Source organism: Blautia intestinalis (assembly GCF_014297355.1).
Lineage (GTDB): Bacteria > Bacillota > Clostridia > Lachnospirales > Lachnospiraceae > Blautia_A > Blautia_A intestinalis.
In genome coordinates, this window is the sequence record NZ_JACOQE010000002.1 from 1 (window position 1) to 17,969 (window position 17,969).

The 17,969-nt window shown below is 39.0% G+C and carries 24 protein-coding genes and 1 pseudogene; 24 read left to right on the top strand and 1 reads right to left on the bottom strand.

Going from position 1 to position 17,969, the window contains the following annotated elements:
• Positions 1–201 precede the first annotated feature (201 nt).
• From H8Z79_RS04010 to H8Z79_RS04115, 22 genes and pseudogenes are all read left to right on the top strand, one after another.
• Entirely contained in the window at positions 202–1,410 is a 1,209-nt protein-coding gene (locus H8Z79_RS04010) for a GHMP family kinase ATP-binding protein (protein WP_187002732.1), read from the top strand.
• 72 nt (positions 1,411–1,482) lie between these two features.
• The gene (gene gloA2 / locus H8Z79_RS04015) at positions 1,483–1,866 is read left to right on the top strand and encodes an SMU1112c/YaeR family gloxylase I-like metalloprotein (protein ID WP_118039473.1); all 384 of its coding nucleotides are present in this window, start codon (positions 1,483–1,485) and stop codon (positions 1,864–1,866) included.
• A gap of 320 nt (positions 1,867–2,186) precedes the next feature.
• The gene (locus H8Z79_RS04020) at positions 2,187–2,903 is read left to right on the top strand and encodes a CpsB/CapC family capsule biosynthesis tyrosine phosphatase (RefSeq protein WP_118039472.1); all 717 of its coding nucleotides are present in this window, start codon (positions 2,187–2,189) and stop codon (positions 2,901–2,903) included.
• A gap of 168 nt (positions 2,904–3,071) precedes the next feature.
• Positions 3,072–4,073: an LCP family protein gene (locus H8Z79_RS04025; protein ID WP_187002733.1), complete on the top strand. Its 1,002-nt coding sequence runs from the start codon at positions 3,072–3,074 to the stop codon at positions 4,071–4,073.
• A gap of 13 nt (positions 4,074–4,086) precedes the next feature.
• Positions 4,087–4,833: a YveK family protein gene (locus tag H8Z79_RS04030; RefSeq protein ID WP_015542842.1), complete on the top strand. Its 747-nt coding sequence runs from the start codon at positions 4,087–4,089 to the stop codon at positions 4,831–4,833.
• Positions 4,826–5,569, top strand: coding sequence for a CpsD/CapB family tyrosine-protein kinase (locus H8Z79_RS04035; protein ID WP_015542841.1), 744 nt, complete (start codon positions 4,826–4,828; stop codon positions 5,567–5,569). Before H8Z79_RS04030 ends, H8Z79_RS04035 begins: the two co-directional genes overlap by 8 nt.
• Positions 5,570–5,685: 116 nt before the next feature.
• Complete coding sequence (locus tag H8Z79_RS04040; protein WP_015542840.1) at positions 5,686–6,270, top strand: Ig-like domain-containing protein; 585 nt, start codon at positions 5,686–5,688, stop codon at positions 6,268–6,270.
• A gap of 126 nt (positions 6,271–6,396) precedes the next feature.
• On the top strand, positions 6,397–6,984 hold the full coding sequence (gene dcd, locus H8Z79_RS04045; RefSeq protein WP_015542839.1) for a dCTP deaminase: 588 nt from the start codon (positions 6,397–6,399) through the stop codon (positions 6,982–6,984).
• Between the two features lies 1 nt (position 6,985).
• A complete protein-coding gene (locus tag H8Z79_RS04050) occupies positions 6,986–7,444 on the top strand; it encodes a hypothetical protein (protein ID WP_118039470.1) in 459 nt (152 codons plus the stop codon).
• A 10-nt stretch (positions 7,445–7,454) separates the two neighbouring features.
• A pseudogene (locus tag H8Z79_RS04055) lies at positions 7,455–7,679 on the top strand (DUF1653 domain-containing protein); the annotation flags it as partial.
• 112 nt (positions 7,680–7,791) lie between these two features.
• On the top strand, positions 7,792–8,664 hold the full coding sequence (locus H8Z79_RS04060; protein WP_182001876.1) for a DUF2806 domain-containing protein: 873 nt from the start codon (positions 7,792–7,794) through the stop codon (positions 8,662–8,664).
• 37 nt (positions 8,665–8,701) lie between these two features.
• A complete protein-coding gene (locus H8Z79_RS04065; RefSeq protein WP_147348990.1) occupies positions 8,702–8,941 on the top strand; it encodes a hypothetical protein in 240 nt (79 codons plus the stop codon).
• 35 nt (positions 8,942–8,976) lie between these two features.
• Positions 8,977–10,563, top strand: a complete 1,587-nt coding sequence (locus H8Z79_RS04070; protein WP_015542835.1) for an AAA family ATPase — start codon at positions 8,977–8,979, stop codon at positions 10,561–10,563.
• Positions 10,564–10,729: 166 nt separating this feature from the next.
• The gene (locus H8Z79_RS04075; RefSeq protein WP_015542834.1) at positions 10,730–10,915 is read left to right on the top strand and encodes a hypothetical protein; all 186 of its coding nucleotides are present in this window, start codon (positions 10,730–10,732) and stop codon (positions 10,913–10,915) included.
• Positions 10,916–10,965: 50 nt separating this feature from the next.
• Positions 10,966–11,922: a nucleotide-binding protein gene (locus H8Z79_RS04080; RefSeq protein ID WP_015542833.1), complete on the top strand. Its 957-nt coding sequence runs from the start codon at positions 10,966–10,968 to the stop codon at positions 11,920–11,922.
• Positions 11,882–12,853 carry a radical SAM protein gene (locus tag H8Z79_RS04085; protein WP_118039468.1) on the top strand — a complete coding sequence of 324 codons (972 nt, stop codon included), beginning with the start codon at positions 11,882–11,884 and terminating at the stop codon, positions 12,851–12,853. The genes H8Z79_RS04080 and H8Z79_RS04085 overlap by 41 nt, the downstream gene beginning before the upstream one ends.
• Positions 12,854–12,881: 28 nt before the next feature.
• On the top strand, positions 12,882–13,073 hold the full coding sequence (locus tag H8Z79_RS04090) for a hypothetical protein (protein WP_118039467.1): 192 nt from the start codon (positions 12,882–12,884) through the stop codon (positions 13,071–13,073).
• A gap of 135 nt (positions 13,074–13,208) precedes the next feature.
• Positions 13,209–13,613, top strand: coding sequence for a helix-turn-helix domain-containing protein (locus H8Z79_RS04095; protein ID WP_015542832.1), 405 nt, complete (start codon positions 13,209–13,211; stop codon positions 13,611–13,613).
• Between the two features lie 132 nt (positions 13,614–13,745).
• Positions 13,746–14,195, top strand: coding sequence for a hypothetical protein (locus H8Z79_RS04100; protein WP_015542831.1), 450 nt, complete (start codon positions 13,746–13,748; stop codon positions 14,193–14,195).
• A 2-nt stretch (positions 14,196–14,197) separates the two neighbouring features.
• A complete protein-coding gene (locus H8Z79_RS04105) occupies positions 14,198–14,854 on the top strand; it encodes a hypothetical protein (RefSeq protein ID WP_015542830.1) in 657 nt (218 codons plus the stop codon).
• Between the two features lie 11 nt (positions 14,855–14,865).
• The gene (locus H8Z79_RS04110; RefSeq protein WP_207726324.1) at positions 14,866–15,279 is read left to right on the top strand and encodes a protein-export chaperone SecB; all 414 of its coding nucleotides are present in this window, start codon (positions 14,866–14,868) and stop codon (positions 15,277–15,279) included.
• A gap of 37 nt (positions 15,280–15,316) precedes the next feature.
• On the top strand, positions 15,317–15,484 hold the full coding sequence (locus H8Z79_RS04115; RefSeq protein ID WP_015542828.1) for a hypothetical protein: 168 nt from the start codon (positions 15,317–15,319) through the stop codon (positions 15,482–15,484).
• Positions 15,485–15,512: 28 nt separating this feature from the next.
• Here the strand turns inward: H8Z79_RS04115 and H8Z79_RS04120 are convergent, their stop codons facing one another.
• Entirely contained in the window at positions 15,513–15,674 is a 162-nt protein-coding gene (locus H8Z79_RS04120; protein WP_178706714.1) for a hypothetical protein, read from the bottom strand.
• 65 nt (positions 15,675–15,739) lie between these two features.
• On the opposite strand from H8Z79_RS04120, the gene H8Z79_RS04125 reads away from it, so the two are divergent.
• Together H8Z79_RS04125 and H8Z79_RS04130 are read left to right on the top strand one after the other, a co-directional pair.
• Entirely contained in the window at positions 15,740–16,576 is an 837-nt protein-coding gene (locus H8Z79_RS04125; RefSeq protein WP_015542827.1) for a S8 family peptidase, read from the top strand.
• 139 nt (positions 16,577–16,715) lie between these two features.
• On the top strand, positions 16,716–17,924 hold the full coding sequence (locus H8Z79_RS04130) for an NADP-dependent isocitrate dehydrogenase (protein WP_118039465.1): 1,209 nt from the start codon (positions 16,716–16,718) through the stop codon (positions 17,922–17,924).
• Positions 17,925–17,969 lie beyond the last annotated feature (45 nt).

The window sequence follows — 17,969 nt, forward strand, 5'->3', positions numbered from 1 at the left end:
GATTTTTCTTGCCCTTGTATTTGCCCTTATCAGAGTGCATAAACACTGATGGGACGATATAACACAAGGGAAATAATAAGGGAAAGCTCACCTGCGACAAATCCAGTGTTTTCAAGGGGGTGCGAAGAATTTAATAATAAAATATAACAGTTATTAAATTTCTTAAAACAGGTGAAATCTCAATCGGAATTTGGCGAAAGAATGCGTCTTCATTATTATCTTGGCGTCGTACTCGAGGATGAAAACGAGATTCAGGAGTGTTTTCATATAATCCAGGCGGAGATGCTGGAAGCAACGGTAAAGAGTCTGAGTTATAATGAAAATGCCAGAATTGTTACGGACAGGCATACCGTAAATCTGCCGCTTCGTGTAAACTGGGGTGGCGGCTGGAGTGATACTCCGCCATACTGTAATGAAAATGGCGGCACGGTATTAAATGTGGCAATACTTCTTAACGGGAAAAAACCGGTCGAGGTTACACTGGAACGGATTGATGAACTCAAAATAGTATTTGACAGCAGGGATATGGATGTACATGGTGAGTTCGATACGATTGAACCTCTTCAGGCAACCGGTGATCCGTTTGATCCTTTTGCGCTGCAAAAGGCGTGTTTGCTTGCCTGTGGAATTATTCCGCAAAAGGGATATAAGCTTGAAGATATACTGAGACGTCTCGGGGGCGGTTTTGTTATGCATTCCGAGGTTACGGATGTACCGAAGGGCTCTGGACTGGGAACATCCTCAATTCTTTCGGCAGCCTGTGTAAAGGCAGTTTTTGAATTTACAGGAATTGAATTTACCGAGGAAGATTTATATGCGCATGTTCTTGCAATGGAACAGATCATGTCTACAGGAGGCGGCTGGCAGGATCAGGTTGGCGGAGCAACGCCTGGCCTGAAATATATTTCTTCAATGCCGGGATTAAAGCAGGAGATCAAGGTGACTCATGTGGAGATTCCGGAAAGTGCAAGGAAAGAGCTTGATGAGAGATTTGTTCTGATTTATACAGGTCAGAGAAGACTGGCAAGAAATCTTCTTCGTGATGTTGTCGGAAGATACGTTGGAAATGAACCGGACAGTTTATTTGCATTGGAAGAAATTCAGAAGACAGCTGCATTGATGAGATTTGAACTTGAACGCGGTAATGTAGATGGATTTGCAAAGCTGCTGGACTATCACTGGGAGCTTAGCGAGAAGGTAGATGCCGGAAGCAGCAATACGCTGATCGAACAGATTTTCAGCAGCATTGAGGAAATGATCGACGGCCGGCTTGTGTGTGGAGCCGGCGGAGGTGGTTTCCTTCAGGTGATCCTGAAAAAGGGCATTACCAGAGAGGATGTAGAAAAGCGTCTGAATGAAGTTTTCATGGACAGCCTTGTTGGTGTGGCTGACTGTAAGCTGGTTTGGTAATGAATGAAGAGGCTGTGAGTTATAGGATGGGAGAAAAAGTATGAACGACAAAGAAATGGAGCGTAATACAAAATGAACTTATCAAAAATACACCACATTGCAATCATAGTATCTGATTACGAAGCAGCTAAGGATTTCTATGTGAATAAGCTGGGATTCTCTGTCATCAGAGAAAACTATCGTCCAGAACGTAAGGACTGGAAGTTGGATCTACGTGTCAATGAATACACGGAGCTGGAGATTTTCGCTGAGGAAAACCCGCCGAAGCGTGTGAACCGCCCGGAGGCCTGTGGGCTGCGCCACCTTGCGTTTTACGTTGATAACGTGGAACAGACAGTGAAGGAGCTGGCGGAAGTCGGAATCTTCTGTGAGCCGATTCGAGTTGACGATTATACTGGAAAGAAGATGACTTTCTTCCATGACCCGGATGGCCTGCCGCTGGAGCTGCACGAATAAGTATGGGAGAGAAAAGAGCATGGGATTGCATTCTATAAGAAGCGTTGCAGGGTCGCTGTGGAGAAGCGTTAAAAATGAAAAAGGAAAGTCATCAGGCTTTCCTCTTTTTGGAGTATATGCATGAATCAGCCATTTTATACCGGAAAAGGCAACAGAGTGGCAAATTCTGACACATAATTCACGTATTTGAAAAAAAACACGGTTATTTTGAAAATGAGTTGTTATAAAAGAAAAAATATGATATCATACCATCGGCAAAATCGGGGGAACTGTCTTTTTGCTGTGAAATTGATTAATATTATGATAGAGAGAAGAGAAAAATGAGTGTTATAGATTTTCATTCTCACATTTTGCCGGGAATTGATGATGGAGCCAGAAATCTGGAGACATCACTGGCAATGTTGCGGCAGGTGAGCAGCCAGGGGGTTGACTACATGATCGCGACGCCGCATTTCTATGCATCCCATGACAGGGTAGATGCCTTTTTGAACAGAAGAGAAGATGCGTATAACAGTCTGAAGGAAGCTGTTCATAAGGAGAGTATTTCGGATGTACCGCAGATTTTGACGGGAAGTGAAGTGGCTTTTTTTGACGGAATCAGTAAGGCAGAGCTTATCGAAGATCTGACGATACAGAATACACGAGTTCTGCTGCTGGAGATGCCATTTGCGCCATGGACCTCGCAGAATATTCATGAAGTTGAGGTGCTTGTGCGGGATCGGGGATTTAATGTTCTGATCGCGCATCTGGAGCGTTTTATCTGGATTCCGGGAAATAAAAAGGGCATCAGGAGCCTTTTGGAGATTCCGGTCAGGATACAGATTAACAGTGAGGGGCTTCAGGACTGGAGACACAGGAGATACCTGTTGAAAATGTTCCGGTCCGGAAGTGCACATGTCCTCGGAAGTGATTGTCACGGCGCACATCATCGTGTACCGGATCTTCTGACGGGCAGGGAGATCATAAAGAAAAAATGTGGAGAGGAACTCCTGCAGAGGATAGACCGGCAGGGAGAAGCTCTTTTATTTGGAAATTAACTGATTATAGTGAGCAGGATAGGGGGAAACAGTATGTCAAGAAAGACTGCGATTATCATCAGCTGCATATTATTTGTTCTGCTGGTTGCGGTGATGGCCTGTGAAGTGATGAATCCGGCGGGCGGACAGGTATTTTTGAATCAGATTTTTTAACGGAAGTGAGAATTTATGTCGGGATACAGGAGACGACAGGACAAAAAGAGGCTGTATAAGGGCCTTGGCATTGCGGCAGCTGTCCTGATTGTTGGAATTGTGTTTGTTGCGCTGGTTCTTGGAATGGCGGATCATTACCGATTCAATAATGACAACAGCGTAGACAGCCGCGATACAATTACATATAAAGACCAGACATATACCCGCAAGGGAAATATTGAGACATATCTGATCACCGGAATTGATTCGCCGGGCAAGGTACAGGAATTGAAAGAATATGATGGTACCGGACAATGCGATGTACTGGTCGTGATCGTCAGGGACAGATCTACAGATGAATGTAAGCTGCTTACCATTGATAGAAATACCATTACGGAAGTAAAGAGTCTGGATGATGACGGAACCTGTCTGGCGACGACGGATATTCAGATCTCACTTGCACATTCGATGGGACTGGATCAGAAAGTGCGTGCAGAGAATACGGTAGATGCGGTGTCACATTTGCTGGGCGATGCCACGATCGATGGATATGCGATGGTCAATGTGGGAGCTGTTTCGGTCGTGAATGATATGGTTGGCGGTGTTACCGTTACGATTGAGGATGACTTTTCGGAAGTGGATCCGACTCTGAAAATGGGTGAGACTGTCACGTTGATGGGCGAGCATGCCGAGAACTACGTGAGACAGCGAAAAGAAGTTGCGGACGGAAGAAATGAAAACAGAATGCATCGCCAGAGCAGTTACGAGGAGGCATTTAAGTCTGCTTTCAGGACGAAATGTAATGAGGACAACAAGTTTCCGCTTGAGGTTTATCATGCACTGGAGGAATATATGACGACAGATATCAGTGCGAAGAAGTTCTGCAGGCTGGCACTTTTACTTTCCGACGAAAACGAAGATGAAAAGCTTTCAATAAGCGGAACTTATGGCCTTGACGAGGATGAATGGCAGACGTTCACACCGGATGAAGACAGTCTGCAGCAGGCGATAATTGAGCTTTTTTATGAAAAAAATTAAAAGGAGATAAAATATGAACCAGAAAGAACAAAATGAAGAAATGGAGATTGATCTGCTGGATCTTGCGTATATGCTGTTGGATAACTGGCATTATCTGCTGATCTGTCTGCTGGCAGGAGCACTGCTTCTGAATGCATATTCATTTTTCTGCATTCAGCCGACATATCAGTCAACTTCCAAGCTTTACATAGTTTCTACGTCAGATGATTCCGTAGTAAACCTGAATGACCTGAACCTCGGTACTTCACTGACCTCTGATTATGAGGAACTGATGTTGAGCTACCCGGTACTGAACCGTGTGATCGAAAAGCTGGATCTCGATATGGATTACAATCAGCTGAAACAGCTGTATACGTTAAACAATCCGACAGATACACGTGTACTGCAGATCACTGCAACAACGACAGATCCGCAGCTGTCGATGGATCTTGCCGAGACGATGGCGGTGGAGGCTGTGTCTTATCTGCCGGATACCATGAGTACGAAGGCACCGAACATTGCGCAGCATGCAAAACTTCCGGAATATAAAGCGGCACCGAGCTATTCCAGGTACACAATGATGGGGGGACTTCTTGGTCTGATCCTCTGTGCGGGTGTCCTGATTGTCAGATATCTGATGGATGATACCATTCATACAGCGGAAGATATGGAGAAATATTTCGGACTTGTTCCGTTGACTGTGATTCCGGAGAGTGACCAGGTGGCACAGATGGAAACAACACACAGCAGTAAGAAAAAAAGGAGAAAGAAAAATGGATGAACTGAAACTGGTATTTCCGGATCTTCCTTACGCAGTGGAAGAAGCGATGAACCGTCTTCGAATAAACGTTAAATTCTGTGGCAAAAATACCAAGAAGATCATGCTGACGAGCTGCCTCCCGAACGAGGGAAAGAGTACGGTAGCTGTATATCTGTGGAAAATGCTTGCAGAGGCAGGATTTCCGAGTGTACTTGTTGATGTGGATCTGCGTAATTCCGTCCTGATGAAAAGTGTTCAGGTGGATGTTTCGGACAAAAAGGGACTGAATCATTATCTTTCCGGTCTTGCGGAATATGATGAGGTTGTATATAAGACAAATATTGAAAATGCAAGTATTGTTCCGTGTACACAGCTTCTGGAGAATCCATCTCCACTTCTGGAGGATATACGATTCAGAGAGCTTCTGGATAAACTTGCGACAGAATACAGGTTTGTGATCATCGATACACCTCCGCTCGGAAGCGTATCTGATGGAGCGCTGATTGCGTCTATGTGTGATGGAGCCCTTCTTGTTATCAGAGCAGGTTCTGTTCCAAAGACGATCATTCGCCAGTCCCTGCATGAGATAGATCAGGCGGGCTGTAAACTTCTCGGCACGGTATTGAACTGTGTTGAGGGTGCCGGAGGACGATACGGAAAATATGGTCACTACGGCAAATATGGCAAATACGGTCATTATGGACAGTATGGCTATGGACCGCAGGCAGAAGAAGAGAACAAAAAATCTAAGAAATAATGCCTGTATATTGAGTTTGGTATAAACAGTTTTTCGTGGCGGGGCTGTTTATCATAGATTTACAAGTTTTATAAGCCTTTTAATTAAGGCACAGTGTAATGAAGAGGTGAGTTGAAATGAAAATGTTTAAAAAGTTGGCTGTTGTAATGCTGGCTATCACAGTTCTTTTCGGAACTATGACAGTACCGACAATGGCAGCCTCAAATTCACCGGTTAAAAAGACTTTTACAAGCGCAACTCTGAAGAAAACCAGTACTACTTATAATGGTAAGAAACAGAAACCGGCGATCAAGACTGTTAAAGCAGGTAAGAAAACTCTGAAGCTTAACAAAGACTTCAAAGTTTATTATCCGAAGAACATGAAATCTGCCGGCAAAAAAGTGATCACCATTAAAGGTATTGGTAAATACGCAGGATATACAAAAACTGTTACTTACACGATCAAACCTGCAACTCAGAAGGTATCTGTTTCCAAGAGCAAACTCTCCCTCAAGAGAGGAAAAGCTGCTACAGTTAAGGTTAAAAAGAAAACCGGAACTGTTACGTGGAAATCCAGCAACTCTAAAGCTGTAAAAGTTAGCAAGAACGGTAGAATTTCAGTTGCTAAAAAAGCTAAAAAAGGCACTTACACAATCACTGTAACTGTTAAGAAGGCAAACTACAAGACAGTTACCAAGAAGATTAAAGTAAGAGTTAAATAATTAAAGCAAAAAGACTTCCTGGCCACGAGGAAGTTTTTTTATTGCATGAAGAAGAAATAGTAGTTGAATTAAATTATGGCGGTGATATAATAAATGAATATAAGAATTTAGGAGATGCATGTTGCTATGGTATTGACTGATAAAAAAATAAGAGAATTGGTAAAGAAGGAAGAACTTATAGTTCCGTTTAATGAAAGCAATCTGCAGAGTGAATCGTATGATGTGACTATTGGTACTGAAATAACGGAGTTGAGCAAAGAAATACATTGTATTGATATTTCTAAACAGGAAACGGTGGATAATATATATATAAATATAGATATATCGGAAAATGGATATATTATTTCTCCGAAGCAATATTTACTTGTATCTTTAAGGGAAACTTTAAAAGTGCCGGATGATATTACAGTTCATTTACGACCAAAGACCAGATATACAAGGCTTGGTTTATTGGTTACAGATCAGCATTGTAATTCAACGTATTCAGGACATTTAAGAATAGGATTGTTTAATGCGACAGAGTACCCGATTCATATTTATCCTGACTATACAATTGCACAATTAGTTTTTGAAGAACTGGAAGAAGTACCGTCTTCTGAAAAATTGTATAAAAATAGAGAAGATGTACATTATCAGAACGAAAATGGTGCATTCAGAGGTGCGAAGTTTGATGACAAATTTTTGGATTCTATATGGGATGAAATGTTAAATTAGTATGAGTGAATTAGATAAAGTTCTTGATACTGTTATGAGGTTGAAAGAAGATATAATAGAGAAGAGCGCATCTTCGGAAGATAAGAATGAAGTCATGGATGCTTTAAAAGAACAGAAAAGGCAGCGAATTATTAATGAGATAAAAGAAGAGTATAAGCAACAAGTGATGCAGGAAGCCGATATAGAAATGAAAAAGGAGCTTAACAGGCAGAAAATTACAGAGTTAAAGAATTTGATGACAGAGGGGTTCTTTCTGGCATTTCTGGTTGGGTTAGCGGTAAACCAAGCGACTGACCTTATATCTGTTGCGAAAGAAAAATGGTTTGCGGATTGTTACGTTCTGGTAACTTTGATTGCTTTAGCTGTATTGATTGGAATATGTCTTTGTACATACATATATACTTTTTTCAAAAAAGTGTATGCGTTGATAATAGATAAAGATATTACTAAAAAAGAATAAGTATGTGAACATGAGAAAAATAGAAATTAATAGAAAATATAAGCATTTTAAAGGAAATAAGTATCTGGTTTTATGTGTTGCGGAGCATTCTGAGACAGGTGAACAATATGTTGTTTATCAGGCTTTGTATGGTAATTATGGCATTTATGTTCGACCATATGATATGTTTGTATCTGAGGTAGATCATAAGAAATATCCAGAAGTGAAACAAAAATATCGCTTTGAACTTATTGACTGAAGTTGTGAGAAGTATTGTTTATTGATATTAGAGTTGCGTCGGTGAATAAATAAGCCGATGCTTTAATATGGTGACCTGTAAAAACAAAGGCCTTAAGGGAAAACGAAAGATGAGTGAAGAACAAAAATTTAATTTAATTGATTGCAGTGGAATATCTGATGTTGCAAACAATTTAATAGATAAATTGACCTCTGGGGCGGGCTGGATTGCCAGTCGAAAGACACCTGCCAAGATTGCTGTCAATACGTATATTGAAGATATTCAAAATAGCAATTATGATCCATTGACGAAGGCTGCTTTGATTAGTCGGGCGAAGAAAACAATAAAGGAATACTGTAATCAGAAAGACATAGTAGAGGTGGCGCTTGCTTCTTTACAAACAGAAGGTAGATTTGAAGAAGTAGATGATGATTGGATTGCGGTTTTTATGGATAAAGCAAGACTTATTTCAAATAAAGAAGTTCAAAAAATATGGGGAAAAGTTTTGGCAGCAGAATGTGAAGACAATAATATACCTAGAAGTCTTATATATATATTGGCACAAATGGACAGAGAGGATGCGGAAACTTTTACTATATTATGCTCTTTGGCAATAAGAGTTGAGGACGAATATCAACCCGTTATAATGGATAAAAAATTTGACGAATATAAGAAGTGGGGGCTGACTTTTGATAAATTAGTTAGTCTTAGTGCTCTTGGGTTAATTGAAATGGATTTTGGACCGTTTGCAACAGGTTATGAAATGGAAAATACAAAAAATATAAAAACCAAAATAGTGGTGCATTATTTTGATTTGAAGTGCGAAGTGAATACAAAGAGAGAGAAATTACCTATTGGCAATGTTATTTTTACCAAATCGGGACAGGCTTTATGCAGGACAATTTCAATAGAAAAAAAAGATGGATTTTGGGAGGAGTATTGTTTACCCTTATGGAAAAAAGATGACTTAGAAAAAACGAAGAATACGGATTATATTGAATAGTGTGGAATTTTTATATGGTGGTGGAGGTGAGGCGTTGGTGTCAATGAAGAAGTTGCCAGTGAAAATTGAATGTTTTCAGGAAAAACAGGAAGAAATAACAGATGAAAAAATTATGAAATTGTACCAGATGAATCCGCGTCTGGGAAATGAAGCCGCAATAGAGAAATATGGCAGGTATGTATATAGTATTATTCATAAAAAATATTCGACATATAGGCGAGAGTTGGGGCGATTTTCTTTACGGAAAAAAGGTTTCATGGTATCATTATTTTATTGATATCGTGAACCTTTTTTTGATTGTGAGGTGTGGAAATGGGCCGATTTGTAAATCCGGGAAATGAAGCGTTTCGGGTTGCTTTAAATTCAGAAATATACATCGATAAAACAGGATTGATCGAATATACAAATAAAGTGATGAATACCACACAGGCATTTATCTGTAACAGTCGTCCAAGGCGATTTGGAAAGTCGATTACAGCGGATATGCTTACGGCATATTACAGCTGTTCATGTGATTCAGAAGAATTGTTCGAGGGGCTGGAAATCAGCCGAAAAAGCGATTTTAAGAAACATTTGAATAAATACGATGTGATTCATCTGGATGTACAATGGTGTATGATGGACGCCGGTTCACCGGAAAATACAGTTGCCTATATGAATGAACATCTGATTTCGGAATTGCAGGAAATTTATCCGGATATTGTGCCGGATAATGATGAGAAAGTATATGGAGCATTATCCAGAATTAATGCAGCAACGGGAAAGAAATTTGTAGTAATTATTGATGAGTGGGATGTCCTGATCAGAGATGAAGCACTGAACCAGAAGGTACAGGATGAGTATATAGGATTTCTCAGAGGCCTGTTTAAGGGAAGTGAGCCGACAAAATATATTCAGCTTGCTTATCTGACAGGTATTCTTCCGATTAAAAAAATAAGAACACAGTCAGCACTTAACAATTTTTCTGAATTTACAATGTTGGACGCTTCTGTGCTGGCTCCGTATATAGGTTTTACAGAAGAGGAAGTAAAAGGACTTTGTGCAAAATATAATCAGGATTATACTAAAGTAAAGCAGTGGTATGACGGCTATATACTGGAGGAATATCAGGTATATAATCCGAAAGCAGTTGTGAGTTTGATGACTCGGGGAAAGTACAAAAACTATTGGTCGGATACCGGTACTTATGAAGTGGTTGTGCCTCTTATAAATATGGATTTTGATGGGTTGAAAACTGCCATAATCGAGATGATTTCCGGGACAGCAGTTGAAGTGGATGTAAGTTCATTTCAGAATGACACAATCAGTTTTGCAAACAGAGATGATGTATTGACATACCTGATCCATCTGGGGTATTTGGGATATGATGAAAATAATCAGACTGCATTTATTCCGAATGAAGAAATCCGTCAGGAGCTTACGAAGGCGGTAAAACGTAAGAAGTGGAATGAGTGGATGAATTTTCAACAGGAATCAGATGCATTGCTGGAAGCTACATTGAATCTGGAATCAGATCAGGTTGCAAAGCAAATAGAGAGAATTCATACAGAATATGTGTCTATGATTCAATATAATGATGAAAATTCTCTGAGCAGTGTGCTCACAATCGGTTATTTAAGTGCGATGAAGTATTACTTTAAGCCAGTCAGGGAATTGCCGTCAGGAAGAGGCTTTGCAGATTTTGTATTTATACCAAAGCCGGAATATATCAGTAATTATCCTGCATTAGTGGTGGAACTCAAATGGAATAAAGGCGCACAGACTGCAATACAGCAGATAAAAGAGAAAAAATATCCGGATACAGTAAGACAGTACACTGGCAAAATTTTACTTGTGGGAATCAGCTATGATAAAAAGACAAAGGTGCACATCTGTATAATAGAAAAGGCGGAGAATTGACCTGAAAACACTCAGAGCATTCGAAAGACCGAATTATTATATCGTGAAACCGAAAGGATGAAAATGCGAAATGTGTGATAGAATAAATTATGGCGCTGAGAAAAATATAAGTAAAAAGATAAGTGATAATATAAAAAATTGATGAATTTGCAGGGTGGAACAGCTTATGATTTCAATTAAGGAGAGAAAGGAAGTCTGCTATGGTGGGGAACCGGATATATTTCCGGGTAATTGGATCAGGAGATCACCAATAGATGAAGATAATCAGGAATTTGACATAACAAGACGGGATCTTGAGGAACCACAAGGTGTTCCATATATAAGTATTCCAAGCTATGATGTTGAATTTTAGGAAAGCGCTCGTTTAGGGCGCTTTTTATTTTAGCAGGAGGAAGAGGGCATATGAGAATATTTATTGCAAGTTCCGGAGAACGATTAAATATGGCAATTGAGGTTGGAAGCTGGCTGGAAGGCATGAATGTAGAACCAGTATTGTGGAATGAACCGGAGGTTTTTCCTTTGGGTGCTTATACATGGGATGCGCTTATTGATTTAAGCGAGAACGTAGATGCGGCTATATTCATATTTGGAGAAGATGACCAAATTTGGTTCAGAGGTGAAAGCACCATGACAGTGCGGGATAATGTATTGCTGGAATATGGCCTGTTTTCAGGAAAACTTTCAAAAGCTAATACGATTTTTCTGTGCGACGGTAGACCAAAACTTGCGAGTGATCTTGAGGGAATCACATGGGGAGATATAAGAAAGAAAAACAGTGTAAGAATTAAACTGGAAAATTGGATAAATTCTATACGGGCAAGCAACCAGAAAAAAGTCAAAGGATTTAAGATTACAGACTTAAATGATGCGTTTCAGATAGCTCTGAAAAACCAAAAGACTGAAAAGTTAAGAATCTTTGCAATTTCAACATTTAAATCTGTGCAAATGCTTCGTTTAATAAACGATATTTCTATTAACCATGCAGAAATTATGCTTCGAGAATATGATAATAAGAATGATGAATATTATGATCAATCGATGGAAGGTGCGATTGATAATGCAATTTTGAATTGGAAACATATGCTTGAAAATGACCATAAAATTAAAGAGCTTGATATTTTTCGTTTCAATTATCATCCGGATGAAGGGTATTATATTTTTGACGATAAATACCTGATATTAGGAAATTTAAAATACGAAATGGATAAGAAAGAGTATACCTTCAGCAAAAATGTAATGCTTATTGATAACCAGACAGAGACTGGACGAACATGGATAAAAGAATACATTACGCGATTTGAAGATACCAAAAAGAACTATGAGACATCAGTTATGCAATATTGTGACATTGAATCTTAATACCACATGCAATTTACATTGTAAATGGTGTTACAATCAGGAAAAACAACACAGGTTATTGAAGTTTGAGTTGTTTGTAAAGTTTTACGAAGATATCATTAAAAATAATATTACGTCGATTGCTCTGATTGGCGGAGAACCGACAATACATCCACAGTTTGTGGAGATACTAAGAAAATTAAAAGAGCAGGAAGTACATTTATTTACCAATGCAATCAGATTTTCGGAAAAAGATTTCTGCAAAGATGTGTGTAGGCAAAAAAATCTAAAAGATATCACAATATCTATAAAAGGATTTAATGAAAAATCATTTGAAAAATTTTCGGATGAAAAAGCATTTGCTGAATTTTGCAGTGCAATCGAAAATTTGAGAGAAAAAAGATTGTGTATCAGAGCTAATTATAATTGTACAGAAATCTTAAGCCAGTCTATGATATCTGATTTTGTACATTTTCTGAGATATTATGGATTGCATGAGATTGTTTTACATGATATCAGACCATATGTTACAGAATCAGACGAAATTATAAAGGAAAATTCGGCGGAGCCGTTACAGGTTATAGCACAGGAACTGGAGAAGGCAGGAATTGTTTCTTACATACGTTTAAATCAGCCGTTTTGTCGTTACGATTCGAATTTTTTGAAGCAATTTATGAATTCAAAAAGAGTAATGTCTACATGTGCTGTGAAGAAACAGCAGGGGATTTTTGTAGATCCTGATTTAAATATTATTCTGTGTAATGAATTACGGCATATAGTAATGGGAAACTATCAGAAAGACTTTTGGGATTACGGAAGTATGGTTGAGGTTTATAGAAAACCGGACATTATCAGCCTATATAATAAGCTGGCAGGATGTCCCATGAAGAAATGCATAAAATGTGATATGTGGGAAAAATGTGGTGGTAGCTGCATATTGCATTGGTTATGAGAATGATTTGTAAAAGGAGAAAATAAAAGTGAAACGAGAATTAAAAGGAAAAATAGAAAAATTAGTTGTTTACAAAACGAAAAGAGAATATCAGGGAACTTTTATAGATAGTGATTTCGTATCAGGGGACTGTGGCTCAGGAGCTCCTTCCAGAGGAAAGGAGAAGAGTGAAGTGTCTAAACCACTGTATTGTGGTGATTGTGGACCTACCAGCCATTAAAATACAAAGGTATTTTTGCAAAAATTGATAAAATTTTGAATTTTAGAGTGATTTTTTCCTTATTATTACGTATTTATTATAGAGAGGTTTTTATTCGCTTCTCTTAAGAACATAATGAGGAAGGAATATGCAAAAATGTCAGAGAAAAATACGAATGACAAAAAGAACGGTGCGATGAAAAAGAAAAGATACAATCCGGAGCAGAAATGTGAGGATTTGATTCGGAATATAAGAGAGCAATGTGAGAAGCACAATATTTCTTATTATGCGCTCGCAAAAGAGGCAGATGTGTCAACCTCTACTTTGCATACCCTGATGGGAGGAAAGACCAAACCGTATATGTATACAGTATATAAGCTGTGTAATGCTTTGGATATTTCTATAATGGATCTTCTGGATGATGAAGATATGCCCGAAAACACAACGGAGTTGAGTGCGAAAGAGAGCGAGATCATTTCTTCATATCGAAAACTTTCCGGATCCAAAAAGAGGATGCTTGAGACATATATGAAAATGCTGGAGCAGTTTAAGGAAATATAAAACAAAACCAAGAAAAACGTTTTTGAATGAACACTTGAATATTTACATAAAATAAAGTAAATGATATAATAAATCAATCCTTTTGAAATTGTGTATATTGTTTACTTGAAAAAATAAGGTGGGAAACAATATATGCAAATAGATGAAAATTTATGTATGAAATTTCCTGAAGTTTTAAAACAGAAATTATTAAAAAGAGAAATCGAATTACCAGATTTGGTACAAATAGAATATGAACCTATATTGACGTATAGAGCAGTACAACGAAATGAAGATGATTATAGTCCTATCACAAGAGAAGATTTCAAATCTTATTTTGAACTTGGAAAGACACCTAAAAAAAGACCCCGAGGGACTTCGGAAGACTTTTTAAGTGATCCACATTATTATGGGGTTTCGAGTTTTATGAATAAAGAATTAGTTGAAATGAAGATGAAATTTCCGAATCCCAAAAAGAAAATGGCAAGTGGATATGTACATATGGAAGGTGGGCCGCAAGAAACAAAATTAGAAAATGGTCATGTATGTTGGTGGTTATATAAAGAGGCTGATGTGAGTGGATTCAAATTGGAGAAAGAGTGAAAATGGAAAAAGAGTTGTGTTTTATAATTGAAGAGGATAAACTTTTTTTGGAAAAAGTTTTGGTGGATTATTTAGATGTTCCTATTTTTTTTCTATGCAAAAGTAAGAAATCATATTATATAGTTTTGTGTATAGATATGGAAGAACTAGATTACATTGTAGAACGTCTTTCGGTAGGAGAAGTATATAAATTGTTTCATGGAGAAATTGCAATGCGAGATGTATTTTTGCTACATGAAAGATTTTGGAAAGTAAGCTCAGGAGAGAATGTTACATTAGACCGTGTTGAGAGATGTACGAAAGAACAATTGGATGTAAATGTTTTGCCAGAGTCAGGGGCTGAATTTAGGATTTTAACAAGTGATATGGAAAAATATGTGAAATCTTTTGATTCAATGTTCTTTCAGCAGGGATATAGTAATTCCTTTACAACAATAGTGGAGGAAATAAAAGAAAATTGCGATGGTATTTTGGGTTGCAGAATAGAGGAATTTTTAGATATGTCTGATTTGTCTTATGACATTGAGATAAAACCAACAGTATCCGAGAGAATATATGATAAGGGATTTTGTTCAAGAGAACCAAATTCTGCAACGTATGTAAATTGCAGTAATAATGGAATGTGGGAAAGCAGTGAATGGTTAGGAACCGCAGCTTGATGGAGAAAAAAATGGAAAATAAAAAAGAGATTAAAAGTGCATTGCGTTTGCGTAGACTTGTTTTTGAAAAAATAAGCTTTGAAAGATTAGGACTTGATGAGTCTGAACACGAGTTGAAATTGAAAATCGAATCGAGAATTGCTCAAAAGGAAGGAATGGATTTATATAAAGTTTCGTTAGCGCTCAAGGGAAATAAACTAGAGGAATATTTGTTTGAAATTATTCTGACGGGATATTTTGAGATTTATGGGGAACAATTAGAAGAAGTTAACAAACAACGGTTGATTGATAAAAATGCAATTGCTATTTTGATGCCATATATGAGAAGTCAGGTCTCACTATTAACTGCACAACCAGGAATGGAATGTGTGGTATTACCAGCATTTAATATTAATAATATGCTGGATAATGCAGAACATAATTAAGAGAAATTCAATAAATTGGAGAGTAAGGGGAACACTAATGGGAATTACAGAAAAAATTGCTCATGCGAAAAAAGCAAAATGGGTTACAGAAGGACTTTCCGATTATGAAATAAAAACAATTGTTGAATCAGCGAAACGATCTGCTCAGGATTCAAAATCCAAATTTAGCATCGAGAAACATGACACAGATTCAAATCGATGCTGATAATCACACAAAATTGTCCAGAGGAAAGTCATCCGGCTTTCCTCTTTCTTTTCTCCATCCACATTTCAATATATTCCATCTGTTCCCGATCGGAGACTTCCTGCGAGCCGGGATCATCGCCGGCGGCGAGGCAGCAAAACAGTACAAATCCCTGCAGGCAGAAAAATACAATGAGTACGACTATGATCAAAAAAGACACCCCCTTTAGAGTGGACTGGAATATAGTATTATAAATCCTCTTTTTGGAGTATATGCATGAATCAGCCATTTTATACTGGAAAAGGCATCGGAGTGGCAATTCTTGACACAGGAATTTATCCGCATATAGATTTTGACAGCAGAATCTGTGCTTTTGTGGATTTTATTTTAAATAAAAAAATAGCATATGATGACAATGGACATGGAACTTGCGTTGCCGGGATCCTTGCCGGGAGCGGCGCTGCGTCAATGGGAAAATATAAGGGTGCGGCACCGGGCTGTCACCTTGTGGCACTGAAAGTGCTGGATCGCTTTGGCAATGGAAACAAAGAAGATGTACTGAAGGCATTTGAATGGATCTTATGTAACCGGCAGCGGTATAATATCCGGATCGTGAATATTTCTGTGGGGACAACATATCGGACACGGAGTGAGCAGGATGTACTTGTAAAGGGGGTAGAAAAGCTGTGGGACGAAGGTCTTGTGGTGGTGGCTGCGGCTGGCAATCAGGGGCCGGATCCGGGAAGCGTCACTGCTCCGGGGTGCAGCAAAAAGATCATCACAGTCGGTTCCAGCGACATGCTTTCCGGGAAGCGGGCAGTTTCAGGACGTGGGCCGACGTTTGAGTGTGTGTGTAAACCGGATCTGGTGGCGCCGGGGAAAAACATCATGGCATGTTCACCCGGAGCGGGCAATCTGTACAGCATGAAAAGCGGCACGTCAATGTCTACTCCGCTGGTTTCCGGGGCAATTGCGCTTGCATTGGAAAAAGATCCGCTGCTTACAAATCTTGAAGTCAAAATGATGTTATGGGAGAGTACGGAGGATATGGGACTGCCGAGAAATCAGCAGGGCTGGGGAAAATTTAACTGTCAAAAATTTCTGGCGCTATAAAAGTTCGCTATAAAATTTTACTATAGTAAAGGCTGAAAGTATTGACGGAAATCCTTTTTTCAGATAGAATAGTAGGAAATTGGGAATTGTGTAAAGAAAAACAATTACAAAATCAGATATCAAGCAAGGGAGAAGTATTATGAAAAAAATTCAAATGACGACACCGCTGGTAGAAATGGACGGAGACGAGATGACAAGAATCCTCTGGAAGATGATCAAGGATGAGCTCCTTCTTCCGTTTATTGATCTGAATACAGAGTACTACGATCTTGGACTGAATTATCGTAATGAGACAGACGATCAGGTAACGATCGATGCAGCAGAAGCTACGAAGAAATATGGCGTTGCAGTAAAATGTGCGACAATTACACCGAATCATGCACGTATGGATGAATACGATTTGAAGAAGATGTACAAGAGTCCGAACGGTACAATCCGTGCGATTCTTGACGGAACTGTTTTCCGTGCACCGATCGTTGTGAAGGGAATCGAGCCATGCGTACGCAACTGGAAAAAGCCGATCACGCTTGCACGTCATGCATACGGAGACATTTATAAAAATACCGAGATGTACATTGACAGACCTGGTAAAGTAGAGCTTGTTTATACATCAGAAGACGGTGAGGAGAAACGTTCCCTTGTACAGGAATTTAAAGCACCGGGAGTTGCGATGGGTATGCACAATATGACTGCATCCATCGAAAGCTTTGCAAGAAGCTGCTTCAATTATGCGCTTGATACAAAGCAGGACGTATGGTTTGGCGCGAAAGATACCATTTCCAAAACATACGATGCTAAATTTAAGGAAGTATTCCAGACAATTTTTGATACAGAATTTAAAGATAAATTCGAAGAAGCAGGTCTGACATATTTCTACAGCCTGATCGATGATATCGTTGCACGTGTCATGAAAGCAGAAGGCGGATTTATCTGGGCATGCAAGAACTATGACGGAGACGTTATGAGCGATATGGTTTCTTCCGCATTTGGTTCACTTGCAATGATGACTTCTGTACTGGTGTCTCCGCAGGGCTATTACGAATATGAAGCTGCACACGGAACTGTTCAGAGACATTATTATCGTCATCTGGAGGGCAAAGAGACCTCTACGAATTCCGTAGCAACCATCTTTGCATGGACAGGAGCACTTCGTAAACGTGGCGAACTGGATGGCAGTCAGGAGCTTTCTGATTTTGCGGACAAACTGGAGAAAGCAACTCTTTCTACAATTGAAAGCGGCAAGATGACCAAAGACCTTGCACTGATCACCAGCATCGAAAATCCGACGGTACTGAACAGCCGTGACTTTATTCTTGCAATCAGAGAAGAACTGGAAAAAATGTTATAACTAAGACAAGAAGAGCCATTGTATCGGATGATGATACAATGGCTC